22 protein-coding genes and 1 pseudogene are annotated in these 20,984 nt (G+C 30.6%); 11 read left to right on the forward strand and 12 right to left on the reverse strand.

Annotated elements, in window-relative coordinates; genetic code table 11:
* Window positions 1–34 precede the first annotated feature (34 nt).
* From pyrF to AJ884_RS04705, 5 genes and pseudogenes are all read right to left on the reverse strand, one after another.
* Window positions 35–712: pseudogene (pyrF, locus tag AJ884_RS04685) on the reverse strand (orotidine-5'-phosphate decarboxylase); the annotation flags it as partial.
* Window positions 709–1,107, reverse strand: a complete 399-nt coding sequence (gene nusB, locus AJ884_RS04690) for a transcription antitermination factor NusB (protein WP_002854405.1) — start codon at window positions 1,105–1,107, stop codon at window positions 709–711. The gene nusB and the pseudogene pyrF, both read right to left, overlap by 4 nt.
* On the reverse strand, window positions 1,107–1,571 hold the full coding sequence (gene ribE, locus AJ884_RS04695) for a 6,7-dimethyl-8-ribityllumazine synthase (RefSeq protein WP_002870785.1): 465 nt from the start codon (window positions 1,569–1,571) through the stop codon (window positions 1,107–1,109). The genes nusB and ribE overlap by 1 nt, the downstream gene beginning before the upstream one ends.
* Window positions 1,568–2,383 (reverse strand): 3-deoxy-8-phosphooctulonate synthase, encoded by an 816-nt coding sequence (gene kdsA, locus AJ884_RS04700; RefSeq protein ID WP_053872456.1) that lies wholly within the window; start codon window positions 2,381–2,383, stop codon window positions 1,568–1,570. The genes ribE and kdsA overlap by 4 nt, the downstream gene beginning before the upstream one ends.
* Complete coding sequence (locus AJ884_RS04705; RefSeq protein ID WP_002861143.1) at window positions 2,380–3,312, reverse strand: DMT family transporter; 933 nt, start codon at window positions 3,310–3,312, stop codon at window positions 2,380–2,382. The genes kdsA and AJ884_RS04705 overlap by 4 nt, the downstream gene beginning before the upstream one ends.
* 100 nt (window positions 3,313–3,412) lie before the next feature.
* Here AJ884_RS04705 and der point away from each other — a divergent pair, with 100 nt between their 5' ends.
* From der to pflB, 5 genes are read left to right on the forward strand one after another with little or no spacing between them, the layout of a single operon-like run.
* On the forward strand, window positions 3,413–4,795 hold the full coding sequence (der, locus tag AJ884_RS04710) for a ribosome biogenesis GTPase Der (protein ID WP_002861144.1): 1,383 nt from the start codon (window positions 3,413–3,415) through the stop codon (window positions 4,793–4,795).
* Complete coding sequence (locus AJ884_RS04715; protein ID WP_002861145.1) at window positions 4,782–5,279, forward strand: shikimate kinase; 498 nt, start codon at window positions 4,782–4,784, stop codon at window positions 5,277–5,279. The genes der and AJ884_RS04715 overlap by 14 nt, the downstream gene beginning before the upstream one ends.
* A complete protein-coding gene (gene trpS / locus AJ884_RS04720) occupies window positions 5,276–6,235 on the forward strand; it encodes a tryptophan--tRNA ligase (RefSeq protein WP_070233641.1) in 960 nt (319 codons plus the stop codon). Before AJ884_RS04715 ends, trpS begins: the two co-directional genes overlap by 4 nt.
* Before the next feature lie 10 nt (window positions 6,236–6,245).
* Window positions 6,246–7,481, forward strand: a complete 1,236-nt coding sequence (gene serS, locus AJ884_RS04725) for a serine--tRNA ligase (protein ID WP_070233640.1) — start codon at window positions 6,246–6,248, stop codon at window positions 7,479–7,481.
* A gap of 9 nt (window positions 7,482–7,490) precedes the next feature.
* Entirely contained in the window at window positions 7,491–9,953 is a 2,463-nt protein-coding gene (gene pflB, locus AJ884_RS04730) for a motility protein PflB (protein ID WP_070278293.1), read from the forward strand.
* A 30-nt stretch (window positions 9,954–9,983) separates the two neighbouring features.
* Here the strand turns inward: pflB and AJ884_RS04735 are convergent, their stop codons facing one another.
* The 7 genes from AJ884_RS04735 to AJ884_RS04765 form a co-directional block, all read right to left on the reverse strand.
* Window positions 9,984–10,619: a hypothetical protein gene (locus tag AJ884_RS04735; RefSeq protein WP_070276415.1), complete on the reverse strand. Its 636-nt coding sequence runs from the start codon at window positions 10,617–10,619 to the stop codon at window positions 9,984–9,986.
* Between the two features lie 97 nt (window positions 10,620–10,716).
* Window positions 10,717–12,159 carry a pyruvate kinase gene (pyk, locus tag AJ884_RS04740; protein ID WP_070276417.1) on the reverse strand — a complete coding sequence of 481 codons (1,443 nt, stop codon included), beginning with the start codon at window positions 12,157–12,159 and terminating at the stop codon, window positions 10,717–10,719.
* Window positions 12,160–12,207: 48 nt separating this feature from the next.
* A complete protein-coding gene (locus tag AJ884_RS04745; RefSeq protein WP_070276419.1) occupies window positions 12,208–13,554 on the reverse strand; it encodes an FAD-dependent oxidoreductase in 1,347 nt (448 codons plus the stop codon).
* 118 nt (window positions 13,555–13,672) lie between these two features.
* Window positions 13,673–14,302 carry a type III pantothenate kinase gene (locus tag AJ884_RS04750; protein WP_070276421.1) on the reverse strand — a complete coding sequence of 210 codons (630 nt, stop codon included), beginning with the start codon at window positions 14,300–14,302 and terminating at the stop codon, window positions 13,673–13,675.
* A complete protein-coding gene (locus tag AJ884_RS04755) occupies window positions 14,289–14,579 on the reverse strand; it encodes a hypothetical protein (protein ID WP_002859475.1) in 291 nt (96 codons plus the stop codon). The genes AJ884_RS04750 and AJ884_RS04755 overlap by 14 nt, the downstream gene beginning before the upstream one ends.
* Window positions 14,576–15,574, reverse strand: a complete 999-nt coding sequence (locus AJ884_RS04760; RefSeq protein WP_002869933.1) for a hypothetical protein — start codon at window positions 15,572–15,574, stop codon at window positions 14,576–14,578. Before AJ884_RS04760 ends, AJ884_RS04755 begins: the two co-directional genes overlap by 4 nt.
* Window positions 15,571–16,149 (reverse strand): hypothetical protein, encoded by a 579-nt coding sequence (locus AJ884_RS04765; RefSeq protein WP_002895444.1) that lies wholly within the window; start codon window positions 16,147–16,149, stop codon window positions 15,571–15,573. Before AJ884_RS04765 ends, AJ884_RS04760 begins: the two co-directional genes overlap by 4 nt.
* 143 nt (window positions 16,150–16,292) lie before the next feature.
* On the opposite strand from AJ884_RS04765, the gene gatC reads away from it, so the two are divergent.
* The 6 genes from gatC to AJ884_RS04795 all read left to right on the forward strand — a co-directional run bounded on the left by gatC (window position 16,293) and on the right by AJ884_RS04795 (window position 20,972).
* Window positions 16,293–16,577, forward strand: coding sequence for an Asp-tRNA(Asn)/Glu-tRNA(Gln) amidotransferase subunit GatC (gene gatC, locus AJ884_RS04770; RefSeq protein ID WP_002858734.1), 285 nt, complete (start codon window positions 16,293–16,295; stop codon window positions 16,575–16,577).
* 67 nt (window positions 16,578–16,644) lie between these two features.
* Window positions 16,645–17,208 (forward strand): CvpA family protein, encoded by a 564-nt coding sequence (locus AJ884_RS04775; protein ID WP_002869932.1) that lies wholly within the window; start codon window positions 16,645–16,647, stop codon window positions 17,206–17,208.
* A 1-nt stretch (window position 17,209) separates the two neighbouring features.
* Entirely contained in the window at window positions 17,210–17,683 is a 474-nt protein-coding gene (locus AJ884_RS04780) for a Fur family transcriptional regulator (protein WP_002854230.1), read from the forward strand.
* Window positions 17,684–19,189 (forward strand): lysine--tRNA ligase, encoded by a 1,506-nt coding sequence (lysS, locus tag AJ884_RS04785; protein ID WP_002869930.1) that lies wholly within the window; start codon window positions 17,684–17,686, stop codon window positions 19,187–19,189.
* On the forward strand, window positions 19,186–20,430 hold the full coding sequence (locus AJ884_RS04790) for a serine hydroxymethyltransferase (protein ID WP_002870802.1): 1,245 nt from the start codon (window positions 19,186–19,188) through the stop codon (window positions 20,428–20,430). Before lysS ends, AJ884_RS04790 begins: the two co-directional genes overlap by 4 nt.
* Window positions 20,427–20,972: a DUF1882 domain-containing protein gene (locus AJ884_RS04795; RefSeq protein WP_002870803.1), complete on the forward strand. Its 546-nt coding sequence runs from the start codon at window positions 20,427–20,429 to the stop codon at window positions 20,970–20,972. The genes AJ884_RS04790 and AJ884_RS04795 overlap by 4 nt, the downstream gene beginning before the upstream one ends.
* Window positions 20,973–20,984: the final 12 nt, after the last annotated feature.

Raw genomic sequence — 20,984 nt, forward strand, 5'->3', positions numbered from 1 at the left:
TATTATTAAAATATAACAAGGATAATGATTATTAAATTTCTTGTAGAATTTTTTCACAAATTTTTCTAGGGTTATTATCTTTATAAATAGGGCGTCCAACTACTATAAAATCGCTTAAATTTTCTCTAGCCATTGTTAAATTAGCGACGCGTTTTTGATCATCATTTTTCTCTCCAAATGGACGAATTCCTGGAGTGAGAGTTAAGAAATTTCTTTGGGTGTGTTCTTTGATGATTTTACTTTCAAAAACAGAGCATACCATACCATCAAGTCTATTTTCATAGGATATTTTTGAAAAATTAATTACAGCTTCTTCGATTTTTTGTCTATAAATACTAAAGAAATTTTCTTCATCAAAACTCGTAAGAGCAGAAACTGCTAAAACTAATGGTCTTTTTGAAAATTTGCTAAGCCGTGTCATAACTTCTTGCATGGCTATTTTTCCAGCACTTGCGTGGATATTGATCATATCAACACCAAGTTTTGATATTTCTTCGCAAGCATCTGCCATAGTGTTGGGAATATCATGAATTTTAAGATCAAGAAATATTTTAAAATCATCAACTTTTTTAAGTTCTTCTATGAATTTAAAACCATCTCTTAAATATGCTCTTAAACCTACTTTTAACCATATGTCTAAATTTTTTAATTCTTTAGCAAGTTGTAAGCATTCTTCTTTTGTAGAAAGATCAAGTGCGACACAAAGCTTCATTTTTTAGCCTTTATTAAGGCATCTAAAACTCCATTTATAAATTTTGGAGAATTGTCATTAGCAAGTTCTTTGGCAAGTTCTATAGCTTCATTGATAACAATGGCACTAGGAGTATCGGTAAAAAGTAACTCATAAGCTCCAAGTCTTAGTATAGCTCTTTCTACATGTCCTAAAGCTGTAATTTGATTATCATTTAGAAATGAATTTAAGGTTTCATCAATATTGTTTAAATTATCTAAAATTCCATGATATAAATTTAAAGTAAAATTTTTTTGTTCATTGCGTATTTTTTTTTCATCTAAAATTTCATCTACAAAAACGTTGTTTTGAGAATTTAATTCAAAAGCATAAAGTAAGGAGATGACGCTTTGGCGAACTTGATGACGCGTTGCCATTAAAGCTCCTTGCTTAAATTTAACATCTCAATTACAGTTGCCATAGCTTCAAAGCCTTTATTACCTGCCTTGCTTCCAGCTCTTTCTATGGCTTGTTCTATTGTATCTGTAGTTAAAACACCAAAGCTTACAGGGATATTATGATTTAAACTCACATTGGCTATGCCTTTGGTAGTTTCTGCTGAAACATAGTCAAAATGCGGAGTTGAGCCACGAATTACTGCACCTACGCAACAAATTGCATCAAATTTTTTGCTTTCTATAGCTTTTTTTAACGCATACGGAAGCTCAAAAGCACCAGGAACAAGTATAAGGCTTAGATTTTCCTCTTTGCCTCCGTGTCTTAAAAAAGCATCTTTTGCTCCTTCTACAAGGCGATCTGTGATGATATGGTTAAATCTTGCATTAATGATAGCAATTTTTGTATTTGAGTCTAAATTTAATTTTCCTTCAATAATATTCATTTGTTTTCCTTTATGATATTTTGTATTTCTAGTAATGTATTAACGCAATTTTTAAGGCGTGTAAGATCAAGCATATTAGGTCCATCGCATAAAGCCTCGCAAGGATTAATATGTGTTTCAAAGAAAAAGCCATCTATGCCTACGGCTGCTGCCGCTCTTGCTAAAGGTTCTACAAATTCGCTTTTTCCTCCGCTACTTCCACCTGCAGCCCCTGGCATTTGTACACTATGGGTAGCATCAAAAATAACTGGAGCAAATTCACGCATGATAACTAAAGAACGCATATCTACTACTAGATTTCCATAGCCAAAGCTAGCTCCTCTTTCAGCTACAAAAACACCATTTTTTTGAGCAGCTTCATAGCCTTCATCTTCTATGCCACGGGTTTGTAGAATTTTTTTAACGCTGTATTTGATATCGCTTGGGTTTAAAAATTGTCCTTTTTTGATATTAACTTTTGCCTTAGTTTTTGCTGCGGCTACAAGTAAATCGGTTTGACGGCATAAAAAAGCAGGAATTTGCAAGACATTAGCTACTTCACTTACAGGGTTTGCTTGATTGCTTTCGTGTATATCGGTTAAGATTTTCATACCAAATTCATCTTTTACGCTTTGTAAAATTTTTAATCCTTCTTCAAGGCCAGGACCTCGAAAAGAATTAATACTTGTGCGATTGGCCTTATCAAAACTTGATTTGAAATAAAATTCTATATTTGGATTTTCATTAAAATTTTTTAACTGTTCAGCAACTTTAAAAATCAAATCTTTGCTTTCTATGACACAAGGACCAGCAATGAGTATCATTTTTTTCATTTTTTTCCTTTGTTCTTAACTAAAATTAATCCACCAAAAATAATGCCTATTATACCTAAAAAAACCATAGTACTTGGTAAATTATCTCCTAAAATTATCCCAACTATCATACTAAATACTACATCAAGATAACTAACCCCAGCAACCACTCCTGCTTGTTTAGCGATACCATAAGCTTTGGTGACATGAATTTGATAAATGGTACCTAAAGTTCCCATAATGGCAATGATAAGCCAAGCTGTAAGACTTGGCATCACAAAAGGTGCTAGAATGAAATCTAAATGTAAAGAATCAAGATGCTGTGGTTCAAAAAATTCAGCACTGATCATAGAAATTAAAGGCATTAAGGTTCCTAAAAGGATAAAAGAAAAGGCAATTTGTTCTGTAGTGTAAGATTTTCTAAGTTCTCTTACACTTGTAAGAGCTAAAGCGGCTAAAAATCCACTCGTGATACCTATAACTGAATTTTTTAAATCAAAGCCTGAATGATTTAAATTATGAGCCCAAGGCTGAGCGATTAAAAGCACTCCGCCAAATGCTATTAAAATTCCTATCCAGCCTTTGATGCCAATATTTTCTTTAAAAACAACAAAAGCTATTAAAGTAATAAAAATAGGAGCAGTTTTTTGAAAAGCAAAAGCTCCACCTAGTGTAATATTTGAAACATTATAGAAAAACATATATAGTGAAAGCGTGCCTACTACTCCACGAAATACCAAGAGCCAAAAATGTCCCCCTTCTTTATGTGCCTTAGATCGTTTTAAAAGATAGACTATAAAAAAAATTCCTATGATATTTCTAAAAAACATAATTTCTATAGAACTCATTTCCTTGCTAAGAATTTTTGCACAAGCTCCCATAAGTGCAAAATCCAAACATGCTAAAATCATGAAATAAATTCCTAAATTATGCTTGATTATTTTTAGCATTTTTTTCCTTGACTAAAATCTGGGTTAATTCTAGTCTTTTTTTGCTTAATATTAAGCCAAATTTTATATAATTTTAAAAATATAATTTTCTAGGAAAAAAATGCAAAGCATCATACTTATAGGCAAGCCAAATGTGGGAAAATCAAGTCTTTTTAATAGAATGGCAAGACAAAGAATAGCTATTACAAGTGATATTTCAGGCACAACTAGGGATACAAATAAAACAGAAATTCATATTCATTCAAAAAAAGCCATGCTTATTGATAGCGGGGGGCTTGATGAAAGTGATGAACTTTTTAAAAATGTGAAAAAAAACACTTTAAAAGTAGCTAAAGAAAGCGATATCATACTTTATCTAGTTGATGGGAAATTAGCGCCTGATGATGAGGATAGACAGTTTTTTTATTCTTTAAAAAAACTTGGAAAACCTATAGCCTTAGTGATTAATAAAGTAGATAATAAAAAAGATGAAGAAAGGGCTTGGGAGTTTGCAAATTTTGGCGTAAAGGAAATCTTTAATCTTTCAGTAACTCATAATGTAGGCTTAGATGAACTTTATGAATGGCTTGGAAAATTTTTACATGAAGAGTTTTTAATCCCCGATGAAGAAGAAAATTTAGAAGATTTTTTAGAGCATTATGAAGAAGGAAAAGAATTTCAATTTAAAGAAGTTGATCAAAATCATATCAGAGTGGGTATTGTAGGGCGTGTAAATGTTGGAAAATCAAGTCTTTTAAATGCTTTGGTTAAGCAAGAACGCAGTGTTGTAAGTTCTATCGCAGGAACTACTATAGATCCTGTTAATGAAAGTGTAGTTCATAAAGATAAAGTGATAGAATTTGTTGATACTGCAGGTATTAGAAAAAGGGGTAAAATTCAAGGACTAGAACGCTTTGCACTAAATCGCACGGAAAAAATTTTATCTCATTCTCAAATAGCACTTTTGGTTTTAGATGCGCATGAGGGCTTTAACGAGCTTGATGAACGCATTGCTGGGCTTGTGGCTAAGCATTATTTGGGTGTGATTATTGTTTTAAATAAATGGGATAAAAGTGAGATGGATTTTGATAAGACTGTAAAAGAATTGCGTCTTGATCGTTTTAAATTTCTAGCTTACGCACCCGTGATTAGTGTATCAGCTTTAAGTGGAAAAAGGGTGCATGTTTTACTCGATAAAATTTTGCAAATTTTTGAAAATTTTACTCAAAAAATCCAAACTTCTAAGCTTAATACCTTGATAGAAAATGCCACAAGAGCACATCCTTTGCCGCATGATTATGGGAAATTGGTTAAAATTTATTATGCAGTACAATATGACTTAGCACCGCCAAAAATTGCACTTATTATGAATCGTCCTAAGGCCTTGCATTTTAGCTACAAGCGTTATTTGCAAAATCAAATCAGAAAAGAATTTAATTTCGAAGGTGTGCCTTTAGTGATTGCTTCGCGTAAAAAGGGCAGTAAAGAAAATGATGAAAGTTAAAAATATCGTTTTTATAGGATTTATGGGTTCTGGAAAAAGCACTTTAGCAAGAGCTTTAGCTAAGGATTTAGATCTTGTTTTTTTAGATAGTGATTTTTTAATAGAACAAAAATTTAATCAAAAAGTCAGTGAAATTTTTGTGCAAAAAGGGGAGAATTTTTTTAGAGAACAAGAGCAAAAAATGGCTGATTTTTTTAGTTCTTGTGAGAAAACTTGTATTGCTACAGGTGGGGGCTTTGTTAATGTTTCAAATTTAGAAAAAGCAGGTTTTTGTATTTATTTAAAAGCAGATTTTGAATATTTAAAAAAGCGTTTAGATGAAAATGAAATTTCTAAAAGACCTTTATTTTATGATGAAATTAAAGCAAAAAAATTATATAATGAGCGTTTAAGCAAGTATGAACAAAAGGCAAATTTTGTTTTAAATATAGAAAATAAAAATATAGATGAGCTTTTAAGCGAGATTAAAAAGGTGATAAAATGAGAGTATTAACAGGCCTTCAGCCAAGTGGCGATTTGCATATAGGTAATTATTTTGGTGCGATTAAACAAATGGTAGATGCGCAAGAAAAAAGCCAAATGTTTATGTTTATTGCTAATTATCATGCCATGACTTCTTCTCAAGATGGAGAAAAAATTCAACAAAATTCCTTAAAAGCTGCTGCGGCTTTTTTAAGCCTTGGTATAGATCCACAAAAGAGCGTTTTTTGGTTGCAAAGTGATGTTAAGGAAGTTATGGAGCTTTATTGGATTTTATCGCAATTTACTCCTATGGGTTTATTAGAGCGTGCGCATAGTTATAAGGATAAAGTTGCTAAGGGGCTTAGTGCTTCACACGGACTTTTTTCTTATCCTGTTTTAATGGCGGCAGATATTTTGCTTTTTGATACACAAATTGTCCCTGTAGGAAAAGATCAAATCCAGCATGTTGAAATCGCACGCGATATTGCCTTAAAAGTTAATAATGAATGGGGTGAAATTTTTACCCTTCCAGAAGCGAGAGTTAATGAAGAAGTAGCTGTAGTTGTAGGCACTGATGGGGCAAAAATGAGTAAATCTTATCAAAATACTATAGATATTTTTAGCAGTGAAAAAACCTTAAAAAAACAAATTTCTTCCATAGTTACAGATAGTACCGCTTTAGAAGATCCAAAAGATCATGAAAACTGCAATGTTTTTAAAATCGCAAAGCTTTTTTTAGATGAAGCAGAGCAAAAAGAATTGCAAATACGCTATGAAAAAGGTGGCGAGGGTTATGGACATTTTAAAATGTATTTAAACGAGCTTGTAAATGTTTATTTTAAAGAAGCGAGAGAAAAATACAATGAGCTTTTAGAAAAGCCTTCACATTTAAAAGAAATTTTAGATTTTGGTGCAACCAAAGCAAGAAAAATCGCCCAAGAAAAAATGCAAAAAATTTATGAAAAAATCGGACTTTAAGGAGTAGAAAATGCTAGATTTAAAAAATTTGCAAAATAATTTTGATGAAGTGGCTAAAAAGTTAAAAAATAAAAAAGTTGATGAAAATATTTTAAAAAAACTTGCTGAACTGTTTGCAAGTTTAAAAAAAGAAAAAACAGCTTTAGAAGAATTTCAAGCTTTTCAAAATAAATTCAGCAAAGAGCTTGCTACAGCCGAAGATAAAGAAAATTTAAAAGCAAAATTAAGCGAAAATAAAAGCAAAATTAATGAGCAAAGCGCTAAAGTAAATGCTTTAGAAAATGAGCTTGAAGAAATCGCTCATGCCATCCCAAATATCCCTGATGAGTCTGTGCCTGTGGGTGAAGACGAAGATGAAAATGTGGAGCTTAAAAAAGTTTTAAATCCACCTAGCTTTGATTTTACTCCAAAAGAGCATTTTGAATTAGGAGAGAGTTTAAATTGGCTTGATTTTGTGCGTGGGGTGAAAATTTCACAAAGCCGTTTTTGTGTGCTTAAGAACGAAGGAGCTTTATTAAGCCGTGCTTTGGTAAATTATATGATAGATTTTAATAGAAGTCGTGGATTTGAATTTGTTAATGTACCTTTTTTGGTAAATGGTGCTACTATGTTTGGGACAGGTCAGTTGCCAAAATTTAAAGAAGATATGTATAAGGTAGATGATGAGGATTTGTATTTAATCTCAACTTCTGAAATTCCAGTAACCAATCTTTACAGCGGAGAAATTTTAGCTAGTGAAACTTTACCTATAAAAATGACTTGTTATAGCGCTTGTTTTAGAAAAGAAGCAGGCAGTGCAGGGCGTGATACAAGAGGTATTATAAGACAACACCAGTTTGAAAAAGTAGAGCTTGTAAGTATCACTAAACCTGAGCAAAGTGATAGCGTGTTTAATGAAATGCTTGAGTGTGCAAGTGATTTACTCAGTTCTTTAGGTTTAGCGCATAGACATTTGATGCTTTGCACTGGAGATTTGGGTTTTAGTGCGGCAAAAACTGTAGATCTTGAAGTGTGGCTTCCAGGACAAAATAAATATCGTGAGATCAGCTCGGTTTCAAATTGTCGTGATTTTCAAGCAAGACGCGCTAAAATTCGCTATAAAAACGAACAAGGAAAAAATGAACTCGTCCACACTCTTAATGGCTCATCTTTGGCAGTAGGAAGAACCTTGGTAGCGATTATGGAAAATTATCAAGACAAAGAAGGAAAAATTCATATTCCTGATGTTTTGAAAAAATATTTTTAAAGAGTATAGATGGCTGAACAAGAAGATATAATACTAGAAAAACCCGAAGATGGCTTAAATCAACCAAGACTTGATGAGAGTTTAGAGGGATTTAAAGGGCAAGAGGGGCAAGCTCCAGAAGATGAAGAATTTGCATCATTGCCAGAAGAATTACCTCAAGAAAATAGTGAAAGTGGTTTTAAATTTACAAGAGAAAGTGCGCCTGAAGATGTATCAACTTTTGAAGAAGTTGAAAGTCAAGAGCCTACGCCTTGGTATAAAGATCGTAAGTTTATGTCTCTTGTGGGTTTATCTTTGGGGATTATTTGTATTTTAGTTTTTACACTTTTTTATTTAACTTTTAGTGAAGGAAAAATTAAACCAGATATTATAGCTTCTAAGCCTTTAGAACAACCTGTTGTTATGCCTGATGAATCATATAAATACAATGATATGCAAAGAATTGATGGTATGATCCAAAAAGCAAATGCTTTATATTTAAAGGGTGAGGTTGAACAGGCTTTAAAAGTTTATGAGCAAGTTGCCGTATATAATGAATCTTTATCTAATTATAATTTAGGCGTTTCTCAAATGAATGAGAATAAATTCCAAGAAGCTTTTGAAAGCTTCAAGAAAGCTATAGCCAATGGAGAAAATCAAAGTGTAGCTGCTATCAATGCTGCTGTTTGTGCTTTAAAGCTTAATGATAAGGAAAAATTTAGATATTATATTGATTTAGCTCAAGTGTATCTTCCAAAAGAAGGAAAATCAAAATTATATGATTATTATTTAAGCTTGATTAATTATTACAAAGGATATTACCCTGAGGCCTTACAAATGTTGCAAAGAACAGATGTGGAGCCGTATTCTGATGTTGCAAAGTATTTGTCTGCTAAAATTTATGCAAAAATGGACTTTGATTCCAAGGCTATACAGCAATTAAATTCTCAAGGCAATTTTGAATCTAGTTTATCTTTAGGTCTTTTATATGCTAGAATAGGAGAATATGCTAAAGCTAAAGTCGCTTTAAGTACAGCGATGAAAATTGAAAGAGATTTTAATCAGAGTTTGGCGGCTTTGACATTGGTTGATATTAAAACAGGAAATTATCAAGATATGTTAGCACGCTTGCAAAATTCTTATGATAATGATAAAGATAGATATAAGATTTTAGATACTTATAAAATTCAAGTTCGTTTAAATAAGGATCTTTTTAATATAGCAGTTGCTCAAAATTCTTTTTCAAAAGATTTGTTAAAAAAACAAAAAGATCAATTCGATTTACTTTTTTATTTTGCACCTTATCAAGTGTTTGATAGTAAGCAGGCTGCTTTGTATATTAAAAAAGCTAATGTTACAGATTTCGTAGATGATAGTACTGATGCGGGAATTTATCTTAATGCAAGCAAAGCTCTTTCATCTACCAATGTAAAAATTGCCAATATTATTAACTATGCATTAAATCAGAAGTTACGCCTTGCTAACCAAGAATTTCAAAAACTTATCAAGGATTATCCAGAACATAGTATTTTACATTATAATTTGGCTTTAACCTATGCCCAAATGCAAAATTATGAACTTGCTTATAAGCATTTTTCAAGTTCATATCATCTTAATCCTAAAAATTACTTAGCAGGTGCTTTTGCTATGTTTTGTGCAAAATTAATTGATATTGATACAACTAAACTTTACAATGAAATTCTTGATAATATAGCTGCTGATTCTAATTTTAAAGCTAATATGCAAAAAAGTATGTTGTTTTTAGTTAATAATAATTATATTTCTATGCTTCCTTATTTAGATGAAACAAAAAAAGACACGCCTTTGAGTTTGATTTTTGAAGCTATTGTTGCTAAAAATAATAACCTTAATAATCAAGTAGATGTGAAAATTGCTAAATTGCGTTCAGAGTTGCCTGAAGATATTTTGACAAATATTTTGTATTTTAATTCTTTAAATTCAAATTTAAATATTAAAGAATATGCTCAAAATGCTCAAATTCATTTTAAAAATTTAAAACTTGATTATCGTAGTGTTTTTGGTGGGCCAAATATAGCTAGGGAATTTTATGTTAATTTAATGCATATTGCAGGGCTTTTAAATTTAGAAAGACAGAAATTTAAAGAGTTGATTAATGTTTCAGGAGCAAAAGATGAGGGTATTTTACAAACTTTAGCTTATTTGGATATTTTTGCACAGCAATACGAGGAGGCTTATGCGCTTTATAATTCTTTGATTGATGATTATGGAGCTAAAGATACTAAAACTTTATTTTTAGCAGCCGTAGCAGCCGTAGGTGCAAATAATCCAAATTCAGCTATAGCGCTTTTGCAGCTTTCTAAACTTACAGATAAAAATAACAAAGAGAGTAAAGCAGCTCTTGGTATGTTGTATCAAGAAGTAAAGAACTATGAAGCTGCGATATCTCAGTATAAAACTTTACCTAATAATTTTAAGAGTGAATTTTTTACTTTTGATATTAATAACAACTAAAAATGCTTAGAAATTTCTAAGCATTTTTAGTTAAGCTTGAAGATCTAGAGTTTTTCCGCCTAGTTCATCAATGCGATCGCTAACTTTTTTAAGTGCCGCATCTATTGTATTTTGACTGATTTGAGGAAGTTCTCCGCCCCACATTTTTTCTGCTTGCTCAAATCCTTTTTTCATACCTTCAAGACCTTTTTTCAATTTTTCAACATCGTCGCCACCGCCTTTAATAACAAAATCCGCGATGCGATTGGCTGTATTTTCCACTCCAAAAAAACCATTTTCACTTACAAGTTGTTGAAGTTCATCTGTATTCATATCAAGTGGATTTTTGCCACTGTAGCCTAAGGATGCAAAATCAATATTTGTAAGTATAGATTTCGCAGTATCTAAATTGGCACCATTTAAAAGACTATCTAGTCCAGTTTGGGCATTGCTCGAACCTATTACAGCATTCATTGTTTGCTGTTGAAATTGAACTAGGTAAATTTGTGTAATGCCCTTTCCACCAAGTGCATTTAATTTTTCAAGGGTATTTTTATCTACATCCTTGCTAGAATTAGCACTTTGAACATTTTTGTCTTTTGTGTTTTCCTTAGCATCATCTGCCTTCTTATTGCTAACTTGTGTTTGTGCCATGCTAGCGATATTTGAAAAAGTATTCACTTGCATATTTGCTCCTTTGTGTGAGGCTTTAATTTATATCGACTTTTGACTTAAAAAATTTATAAGAACATTAAATTCCTTATTTTCAAAGGAATTTAATGTTTTATTGTAGATAATAAGCAATTTGCTCTTTATTGAGAATGCGGATAAGATTGCTAGTACCTTCTACTCCTGTTGGAAAGCCTGCAGTTAGAAGATAGCATTTGTCTTCATCCATAAAACCTTTTTCAACACTTGATCTTACAGAGTCTTTTAATAATTCTGTAAGTTCATTACTCTTGTTAACCAAAATCGCAGGATTAACTCCCCAAACTATACTTAAAGAGTTTAAGGTTTTTTCAGAATGCCCTACTGCTATGATTTCTATATTTGGGCGATATCTTGCAATCTTAATAGCAGATTTTCCGCTACTTGTTAAAGAAAAAATAGCATCAGAGTTAAGATCTGTTGCAAGATGAGCTGAAGAACGCATGATTTTATCTGTATTGTCTAAATCATTAAAATCATTAAATTTGTTATATGGATAGCGTTTTTCTGTTTCTATTATAGTTTGGCACATTATATCAACAGCGTTTGCAGGATCTATACCAACGGCGCTTTCTTCACTTAGCATTACTGCATCTGTTCCATCTAAAACAGCATTTGCAACATCTGAAATTTCAGCTCTTGTGGCGGTTTTGCTTTTGGCTAATGAAAAAAGCATCTGAGTCGCAGTAATAACAGGCTTAGAGGCATTGTTTGCTTTTTGTATAATTTCTTTTTGGATATTAGGAACTTTATAATAAGGTACTTCAATACCTAAGTCTCCTCTTGCAACCATTATACCATCGCTAGATTTAATAATCTCATCAATATTTTCTACTGCATCAAATTTTTCAATTTTTGCAAAAATAGATATTTTTGCGTTATTTTGTGCTAAAATTTCACGAACTTCATCAATATCGTGCGCATTTTGCACGAAAGATATTGCTAAAAAATCTACTTCATTTTTTATACCCCAAAGTAAATCATTTTTATCTTTTTGTGTAATAACATCAATATTGATTTTAGTATTCGGAAAATTAATACCTTTATTTGAGTTTAAAAAACCATCATTTTCTATAATGGTTTCAATTTTTTGATTATCTATATTTAGTACTTTAGCACGAATTGATCCATCATACAGATAAATATATTCATCAATTTTTAACATATCTAAAATGGATTTTTGATTGATACTGATTTTATAATGATTTTGAGCAATCTTCTCCCCTAAAATTGTTTCACGATAAAAATCAAGTCTATCACCCTTTTTTAATTCAAATGGTTCTTTAAGTTCACCTGTACGAATTTTAGGACCACTAATGTCTTGTAAAATTCCAATACGAGTATGCAATTCTTTAGCTACTCTTCTTATGGTATCTAAGTTTTTTTTATGATACTCATGTGTTCCATGAGAAAAGTTTAAACGGAAAACATTTACACCATTGATAATCATTTGGCGTAGAATTTCTTCCTTTTCACTTGCTGGACCTACTGTGGCTACAATTTTTGTTTTTTTAAGCATGGTAAACTCCTTTTGAAATTATTGTAGCTAAAAATAGAAACAAAATGATTACAATAATTCTGAAGAAAATTTATCTTCGTTAAATTCCATTCCTAGGTAATTACATACAAGCTTTGCATCTCTTTCAGCATTTCCTAGACAACTTGTTGCTCCAGGACTTGGAGTCATATTGAAAATAATACCAGGGGTTTCTGTGATGCTTGCTTCACCTAGCATTAATTCTCCTTTAGTTTTATCAATAACTTGTGGTCTTACGCCTCCAAAACCTTTTGCATAATAAATATCGCTTGCTTTAAGACTTGGGACTATTTTTTTGGCATCTTTAACAAATAAGCTTTTATCAATAAAAGGTAGTTCAAAAAGATAATTATAAAAGATGTAATTTCTAATTGTTGCATCTTTAAACATATTAAAAGTTACTTTTAAAACAGTTTTATCAAGTTTTAGTGCTTCAAAAAATTCTGGAACTGATTTTAGACCATGATAACGTTCTAGTTTTGGAATAACAAGTGCAGTAGGTCCAAAGCGAGTGTTCATATTAGCAAGTAAATCAGGATCTCCATGAAGAGCTGCAAATGGAAGTTTAGGATTTTGCACCATATAAACCTTGCCATTTAAAAGTTTTTGTTTGGTTAAATAAAAACTTCCTGCAACAGGCCAACAAGACTTATCCATACCTAAGTTCATTTTATGTGCTAAATATAAAGAGTGCGCTCCAGCATTGACAACTACGCTTTTGGCATGGTATTCTTGATGATTTGAGGTTTTTAATATAAAAATATCATCCTTTTTTTCTATGTGAATAATTTCTTGATTAAAGGCAACGAAAGTATTTTTATTTTGTTTTTGGGCTTGTTCTATTAGATTTATACTCATTTTCCCAAAATCTACAGTTGTAAAAACCTCGCCGCTTTCAACACCCATGGCGCAGATATTTTCAGGTCTATCTTGATTGCAATCTTCTCCTAAAACAACCTTGGGTTCAATTTGTTTGATTTTTGCTTTATCGAAAAATTTTATATAAGGATAAAGTTCTTTAAATTCTTCATAGCGTTTTTTCATATAATCACATTCTATATCTCCAACAGCTAGAGCCATTTTTTGATGAGAAAACATGAAATTATTTTGCGCATTTTGCATGAGTCCATATTTAACTATCATATCAGCTGTTCTTTTTACTTTTCGCGCTTTTTCTAAAGTATAATTGGTTTCAATATCTCCACAATGAATGGTTTGAGAATTACTCGTTCCCTTAGAATTTAATGTTGCAGCTGTATTATATTTTTCTATCAAAGCAATATTTTTAATATTTGTATATCTTGCAAGCTCGTAAAATAATGCTGCTCCTGAAATTCCAGCTCCGATGACAAGCACATCAAATTCTTGTTGGCTCATTGTTTTTCCTTTTTTTATTTTAATAAACTTTTTTCTAAATAGAAGTTTAATTGAATTTGTTTTACAAAAAGTTAAATTTCATTAAGGTTTGATATCAATGAGAATTTTTGTAACATTTTTAATAAAGTAAATTGGGATTTTCTTTTATAATCTTTTTCATTCCTCGAAAGATTAAAAGTTTATCATAAATTGCGTGATCGAAATAATTTGCTAAAAATTGCCCATCTCCACCAGTGAAATAAAGCTTTTTATTTTGAGCGGTATCTTTTATCAGTAGGTAAATTCCTTTAAAAACACCATAACTTAAAGCATCCATGGTTTTTTGTGGGAATGCATCAAGACTAACTTGAGTGTTAAATTCACTTTTTAATCGTGGTGAAATATGGCTATAAATTTTTTTATAATTTGCAATACCTGGCAAGATAAAACCACCAAGATGTATAGAATTAGAAATAATATCAATTGTAATAGCACTACCTGCATCTACAACAACTCCATCTTCAATAGTATAACAAGCTGCTATGCGATCGATTCCTAATCCTTGATAAATTGTATCAAATAAAAAATAAGGTTCAAGATTGATAAATTTTTTTTGATTTTTTAAATGTTCTTTGAGATGTTCATTGACATTGATATAAAAAATTTTTTGTTCATTTTTAAATTCTAAAAACTGATCTATACTAAGAGTAAAATATTTGTTATCATCTAGGAAATTAGCATTTGAATTCCCAATATCACAGAGCAACATAGATATTAAATCCTTTCATTTCTAGATGATTTTTTGCTTTAGAGCAAAGAGAAGCCATACTAAAAAAATATTTGTTATTTATGTTAATTTGCTGTGCTAGATTTTCTAAAAATAAGGCATCTTTCATTAAAAATTTTGTTTTTCCTGTATACATAAAAAGAATGTTATTTTGATCTTTAGCACAAATATAACTTTTTTTTCTAGTCAACATACTTAAGTCATAGGGCTTTAAATTTAATTTTAAAGACTTTATTGTTTGTTCTAAAATTTTTATCATAGCAAATCTAAAATTTTATCTCCGTAGTAAAATTTACCATTCCCCATGAAAGAAATTTTATCAACAGCTTCTGAAAGTTTAAATACTTGTGTATTATCTAAATTTAGATTCATTTTGATAAGATAGCCTGTTTTTTCAAAAATGTATAAATAATTATTGTATATATTGCTTTTTACAAAAATAGCAAATTCAAATTTTTTTTCTGCAATTTTTCTTAAGTTATAATCAGTTTTAATAATAGTGCCATCTTTTTCTAGTATAAAAATACCATCATCACTAAGTGCAACATCTTTTATGTCAGCGTCAAGATAAAGAGTTCTAGCAGGGCTTACAACAATGATTTTTTTAGCTGTTGCTGCTATAAGTTTATCTCCGATTACACTTAGATGGATTACATTGTTGAAAAAATTTTCTGCTGAAATAACCACATCTTTAATGACTTGAAGATTGTTTCTTGAAAGAATTAAAATTTTGCCATCTAGCGTTGGATATACGATGATATTGTCTAAAAATATAGGATTAGCGGTACGACTGTCTTGAGCTGGAGCTGAGGTTAGGGTTTGACTAAATTTAATACCCAAAGAACGATTTGCAAGAACTATAGTATTGTTTGCAAGTACAAGGGCTAAATCATCTCCATTAGAAGCTACTCCTACAACACTAGCGTCAAATTGAAAATTATAAATTTCATTATAAGAATTGTCAAAAATTTTTAAATTTCCATTATTATCTGCAGTAAAATATTCCCCATCTTGATAAGCTAGAAGCATATAATTTTTAGGAAGTTTAAACTTGTCTATGGAGATATTATTTTTTAAGATAGCTGTATTATTGCTAAGTTTTGCAGAAACTAGATTCCAATCAACGATTTTACTTTTTAAATTGCTATTATGACTTAAATCTCCATCGGTTTGTTTTGGTTCAAAATATTGTCTTTTGGTGCCACAAGCACATAGAAATATTAAACAAAATAGTGTTAAAAATATTTTTTTCATTGTGTAATGCCTTGATAATGTTTGAGGTTTTTAGCTATTTGATTTAAACTTGAATTTTCTTTTATCCGAGAAAGTAAAACATTAGCTTCTTCGATTTTATTTTGCTCTAAAAGTTTGTAAGCTTCTAATAATTTATCATAATTTTTTAAAAATATTGATTTATCTCCTAAAGATAATGCAATAATATTTTTAAGTAAAGTGTTTGTTTGAGCATTATTATAAATTTGTTTTAGTTCATTTTGAAAGGCTGTATTATTAAGATCATTAATATTTTCTTTTAGCAAAAAGATAGTGTAAAGATTAGTATTTTTATTTTTAAGTTGTTCTAAAAGATTTTTATTGCTAGGATCTTGTATTAGATTGGCATAAATTTCATTTGCTTCTTTTGTTTTATAATCGTTTATTTTTGAGATTATAAAATTTCCAGCAAACCAAGCAACTAAAATTATCACAACAGCAGATATATAAAATTTATACTTGCGTATAAATCTCTCTCCTTTGATAAAATTTTCTATAAATCGTTCTTCTGTGTTAAGTTCATTTTTAACAGCTTTTAAATTATCTTTTAGTCCCAAAATTTATCCTTGAAAAAATATTTTTATTTTTGTATAGAAAAATTATGATATTGTATCATATAAATTGCAAAATATCCTAAACAATTTAAAGCTTTTTATGATATAATTTTCAAAATTTTAACTTTTTTATTAAGGTTTAAGAAATGCAAATAGATGAGAAATTATTAAGCAAGCTTGAAAAATTAAGTGCTTTACAAATAACAAAAAACAGAAATGAAACTATTGCACAGTTAAGTGAAATTGTGAATTTTGTTGAAAAATTAAACGAACTTGATTTAGATTCCCAAGAGATTACTGTGAGTACTATAAAAGGTGGAGCTCCTTTGAGGATTGATGAGATAAGAAATAGCAATGTTATTGATGAGGTTTTAGATTGTGCTCCAAAAAAACAAGAACATTTTTTTGTTGTTCCTAAAATCATAGAATGATTAACTTAGCATTTAGTGCTTATTTGTAGAATAAATTTAAAACAAAAAAAATCAGAGAGTGATTGAAATGAATTTTTATTGGTTTGATGCTTTTATTTTAGGATTTACCTTGCTTTTAGGGCTTAAGGGTATTATCAATGGTTTGATAAAAGAAATTTTTGGACTTTTGGGTATTATTGGTGGTGTTTTTATTGCTTCAAAATATGCAACTCAAGCAGCTGAATTTATACAAAGTACTTTTTATAAGATAGAAAATCAAAGCTTAGCTGGATTTGCTGGATTTTTAGCCATATTAATTATTTTTTGGATAGTTTGTTTATTGGTGGGTAATTTTCTTTCTAGGTTGATTAAATTAAGTGGCCTAGGTTTTTTAGATCGTATTGGTGGCTTTATATTTGGTGGAGCAAAAATCTTTTTAATTTTTGCAATTTTAGTTTTTTGTGTGGCAAGAATTGATTTTTTAAATGATAAATTAGATAATTTTGCTAAAAATAGCTATACTTTAAATTTACTTAAAGAAACGGGATCTTTTATTATGAATCAACCTTTAACAGAAAATAGTCTAGATCATGCTAGTGAAAAGTTGCAAGATATTGTAAGTGATTTAAACAATACTCAAAAAGGGGAGTGATATGCTGATAGAAAATGTGGAATATGATGTTTTACTTGAGAGATTTAAAAAAATATTAAGACAAGGCGGACTTAAATATACCAAGCAAAGAGAAGTACTTTTAAAAACTCTTTATCACAGTGATACTCATTACACACCCGAAAGTTTATATATGGAAATCAAACAAGCTGAACCTGATTTAAATGTAGGAATTGCAACTGTTTATCGTACTTTAAATTTACTTGAAGAAGCAGAAATGGTAACTTCCATTTCTTTTGGTTCAGCAGGTAAAAAATATGAGCTTGCTAATAAACCTCACCATGATCATATGATATGTAAAAATTGCGGAAAAATTATAGAGTTTGAAAATCCTATTATAGAAAGACAGCAAGCCTTGATTGCAAAAGAACATGGTTTTAAACTTACAGGGCATTTGATGCAGCTTTATGGTGTTTGTGGTGATTGTAATAATCAAAAAGCAAAGGTAAAAATATAAATGTTTGATAATATTTTAGAGCAGCAAAGAATAGAAAAAGCTAAAGAGTTAAAAAAATTAGGGATTAATCCTTATCCTCATTTTTTAGAAAAGGAAATGTCTTTAAAGACTTTTAAGGATAAATTTTCTTATATTTTAGAGCAAGTTGAAAAAAGAGATGAAAGTGTCAATGCTGTTGTTGCAGGACGTTTGAAACTTTTGCGTATAGCTGGGAAATCAATTTTTGCAAACATTGAAGATGAGGATACAAATTTACAAATTTATTTTAGTAAAGATAGCGTAGGCGAAGAGCTTTATACGATTTTAAAAAAGAATTTAGAGGTGGGTGATATTGTTTTGGTTAAAGGTTTTCCTTTTGTAACTAAAACAGGTGAATTTAGTTTGCATGCAAGCGAAGTAAAACTCGCTACAAAAGCTATTGTTCCTTTACCTGAAAAATATCATGGATTAACAGATATTGAGCAAAGATATCGTAAACGTTATGTTGATATGATAATGAATGTCGAAGTTAGAAAAGATTTTTTAGTGCGTTCTAAAGTGGTGAGTTTAATCCGTCATTTTTTTGAAAATAAAGGCTTTTTAGAAGTAGAAACTCCTATGATGCATCCGATTGCAGGTGGAGCAAACGCTAAGCCTTTTGTAACTTTTCATAATTCTTTAGGCGTAGAAAGATTTTTAAGAATTGCTCCAGAACTTTATCTTAAAAGACTTATAGTAGGTGGTTTTGAGGCGGTTTTTGAAATCAATCGTTGTTTTAGAAACGAAGGTATGGATTTAACTCATAATCCCGAATTTACAACTATAGAATTTTATTGGGCCTATCATAATTATAAAGATTTAATGGATTTAACCGAAGAACTTTTTGCTTTACTTTTGGATAAACTTAATTTAGGAAAAACAATAGAATTTGATGGAAAAATGATAAATTTTTCCAAACCTTTTGAAAGAATAACCTATAAAGACGCACTTTGTAAGTATGGTGGTTTAGATAGGGATTTAATCGAAGATAAGGAAAAAATTCTTACTAAATTAAAAGCAGATGGTTTTGAAGCGAATGAAAAGCTTGAACTTGGACATTTGCAAGCTGAACTTTTTGACAATTATGTGGAAGAAAAATTGATCAATCCTACTTTTGTGATTGATTTTCCTATTTCCATAAGTCCTTTATCAAGACGTAGCGATGAGGATTCTCAGATTGCTGAGAGATTTGAGTTGTTTATTTGCGGAAGAGAATTGGCAAATGGTTTTAATGAGCTTAATGATCCTCTTGATCAATATGAGAGATTTTTAAAACAAATTGAAGCTAAAAATGCAGGCGATGAAGAGGCTTGTGAAATGGATGAAGATTTTGTAAATGCTTTGGGTTATGGAATGCCTCCAACGGCAGGGCAGGGCATAGGTATAGATAGACTTGTTATGCTTTTGACAAATAAAAAATCCATTCGTGATGTGATATTGTTTCCTGCAATGCGTCCATTAAAATCAGAACTAAAGGAGAAAGAATGAGTTTAGAAATGTTTGATAAAGAAATTTTTGATTTAACAAACAAAGAGTTAGAGCGTCAATGCGAAGGTCTTGAAATGATAGCGAGTGAAAATTTCACTTTACCTGAAGTAATGGAAGTTATGGGAAGTATCTTGACGAACAAATACGCAGAAGGTTATCCGGGTAAAAGATATTATGGTGGTTGTGAATTTGTTGATGAGATTGAAACTCTAGCCATTGAAAGATGTAAAAAACTTTTTAATTGTAAATTTGCTAATGTTCAGCCTAATTCGGGTTCTCAAGCTAATCAAGGTGTTTATGCGGCTTTGATTAATCCAGGTGATAAAATTTTAGGAATGGATTTAAGTCATGGTGGACATTTAACTCATGGCGCAAAAGTAAGTTCTTCAGGTAAAATGTACGAAAGTTGTTTTTACGGTGTAGAACTTGATGGAAGAATTGATTATGAAAAAGTAAGAGAAATTGCTAAAAAAGAAAAGCCAAAACTTATAGTTTGTGGAGCTAGTGCTTATGCAAGAGTGATTGATTTTGCTAAATTTAGAGAAATTGCCGATGAAATAGGTGCTTATCTTTTTGCTGACATAGCTCATATTGCAGGCCTTGTTGTAGCAGGCGAACATCCAAGTCCTTTTCCGCACGCTCATGTAGTGAGCTCAACTACACATAAAACTTTGCGTGGTCCAAGAGGTGGTATTATTATGGCAAATGATGAAGAGCTTGCTAAAAAAATTAATTCTGCGATTTTTCCAGGTATTCAAGGTGGTCCTTTGATGCATGTAATTGCTGCAAAAGCAGTAGGATTTAAATTTAATCTTAGCGATGAGTGGAAAGTTTATGCAAAACAAGTAAGAACCAATGCTCAGGTTTTAGCTAATGTTTTAATGGATAGAAAATTTAAACTTGTTAGCGATGGAACAGATAATCACCTTGTTTTAATGAGTTTTTTAGATCGTGAATTTAGTGGAAAAGATGCAGATTTAGCTCTTGGAAATGCAGGTATTACTGCAAATAAAAATACCGTTCCAGGAGAGATTAGAAGTCCTTTTATCACAAGTGGATTAAGACTCGGAACTCCAGCCCTTACTGCCAGAGGTTTTAAAGAAAAAGAAATGGAAACTGTGTCAAATTATATTGCAGATATTTTAGATGATATTAATAATGAAAAATTACAAGAGAATATTAAACAAGAATTAAAAAAACTTGCAAGTAATTTTATTATTTATGAAAGGGCTATGTTTTGATTTCACCAATGGATATGTCGCTAATTAAAATAATTGGCGATCATTATTATATAAGACGCGATAAAATTGTAAATAAAACTACACATAGAGGTCGCTTATTTTTTGATAAATTTGAAAGAGTTGATGCTCCTTTAAATTTAAATGTCATGAGAGAACACGCTGCTAAAAAAATTGTTGTCGCTCATGATTTAATAACAAAAGATAATAAAGTAGAAAATATTGTCTTTGATTATAATGGTTTTAATGCTGAAAGATTTTATCACCGTGCACAACTTATTTTAAGAGAAGAAGGTTTTATAAATTTCACAGCCTATAAGACTAAAACTCCAGGACATTTACATCTTTATATTCACAAAGGACACACGGCGTTAAACGAAGGTTATTCTTTAGCGTCTAAACTTTCAATGATGTTTGCAAGTAAAATGCCAGTAGAATGGAAGGTGTTTCCTAGTATGGATGTACCTAGAGAATTTAATATTTTAATATTGCCTTATGAGGTTTATCAAAAAGAACGAGGAAGTTCTTGGTCTAAGCACATGTAAGAAAGGACAAAT

Source organism: Campylobacter sp. BCW_6463, from assembly GCF_001762785.1.
GTDB lineage: Bacteria > Campylobacterota > Campylobacteria > Campylobacterales > Campylobacteraceae > Campylobacter_D > Campylobacter_D jejuni.

What these genes read in the sequence shown, in the direction of transcription:
- trpS (WP_070233641.1), top strand. Translation starts at nt 5,276, where the DNA reads ATGAGAGTATTAACAGGCCTTCAGCCAAGTGGCGATTTGCATATAGGT.
- der (WP_002861144.1), top strand. Translation starts at nt 3,413, where the DNA reads ATGCAAAGCATCATACTTATAGGCAAGCCAAATGTGGGAAAATCAAGT.
- pyk (WP_070276417.1), bottom strand. Translation starts at nt 12,159, where the DNA reads ATGCTTAAAAAAACAAAAATTGTAGCCACAGTAGGTCCAGCAAGTGAA.
- AJ884_RS04755 (WP_002859475.1), bottom strand. Translation starts at nt 14,579, where the DNA reads ATGATAAAAATTTTAGAACAAACAATAAAGTCTTTAAAATTAAATTTA.
- AJ884_RS04780 (WP_002854230.1), top strand. Translation starts at nt 17,210, where the DNA reads ATGCTGATAGAAAATGTGGAATATGATGTTTTACTTGAGAGATTTAAA.
- AJ884_RS04750 (WP_070276421.1), bottom strand. Translation starts at nt 14,302, where the DNA reads ATGTTGCTCTGTGATATTGGGAATTCAAATGCTAATTTCCTAGATGAT.
- AJ884_RS04790 (WP_002870802.1), top strand. Translation starts at nt 19,186, where the DNA reads ATGAGTTTAGAAATGTTTGATAAAGAAATTTTTGATTTAACAAACAAA.
- kdsA (WP_053872456.1), bottom strand. Translation starts at nt 2,383, where the DNA reads ATGAAAAAAATGATACTCATTGCTGGTCCTTGTGTCATAGAAAGCAAA.
- AJ884_RS04715 (WP_002861145.1), top strand. Translation starts at nt 4,782, where the DNA reads ATGATGAAAGTTAAAAATATCGTTTTTATAGGATTTATGGGTTCTGGA.
- AJ884_RS04735 (WP_070276415.1), bottom strand. Translation starts at nt 10,619, where the DNA reads ATGCAAGTGAATACTTTTTCAAATATCGCTAGCATGGCACAAACACAA.
- AJ884_RS04745 (WP_070276419.1), bottom strand. Translation starts at nt 13,554, where the DNA reads ATGAGCCAACAAGAATTTGATGTGCTTGTCATCGGAGCTGGAATTTCA.
- lysS (WP_002869930.1), top strand. Translation starts at nt 17,684, where the DNA reads ATGTTTGATAATATTTTAGAGCAGCAAAGAATAGAAAAAGCTAAAGAG.
- ribE (WP_002870785.1), bottom strand. Translation starts at nt 1,571, where the DNA reads ATGAATATTATTGAAGGAAAATTAAATTTAGACTCAAATACAAAAATT.
- AJ884_RS04775 (WP_002869932.1), top strand. Translation starts at nt 16,645, where the DNA reads ATGAATTTTTATTGGTTTGATGCTTTTATTTTAGGATTTACCTTGCTT.
- pflB (WP_070278293.1), top strand. Translation starts at nt 7,491, where the DNA reads ATGGCTGAACAAGAAGATATAATACTAGAAAAACCCGAAGATGGCTTA.
- serS (WP_070233640.1), top strand. Translation starts at nt 6,246, where the DNA reads ATGCTAGATTTAAAAAATTTGCAAAATAATTTTGATGAAGTGGCTAAA.
- gatC (WP_002858734.1), top strand. Translation starts at nt 16,293, where the DNA reads ATGCAAATAGATGAGAAATTATTAAGCAAGCTTGAAAAATTAAGTGCT.
- AJ884_RS04760 (WP_002869933.1), bottom strand. Translation starts at nt 15,574, where the DNA reads ATGAAAAAAATATTTTTAACACTATTTTGTTTAATATTTCTATGTGCT.
- AJ884_RS04705 (WP_002861143.1), bottom strand. Translation starts at nt 3,312, where the DNA reads ATGCTAAAAATAATCAAGCATAATTTAGGAATTTATTTCATGATTTTA.
- nusB (WP_002854405.1), bottom strand. Translation starts at nt 1,107, where the DNA reads ATGGCAACGCGTCATCAAGTTCGCCAAAGCGTCATCTCCTTACTTTAT.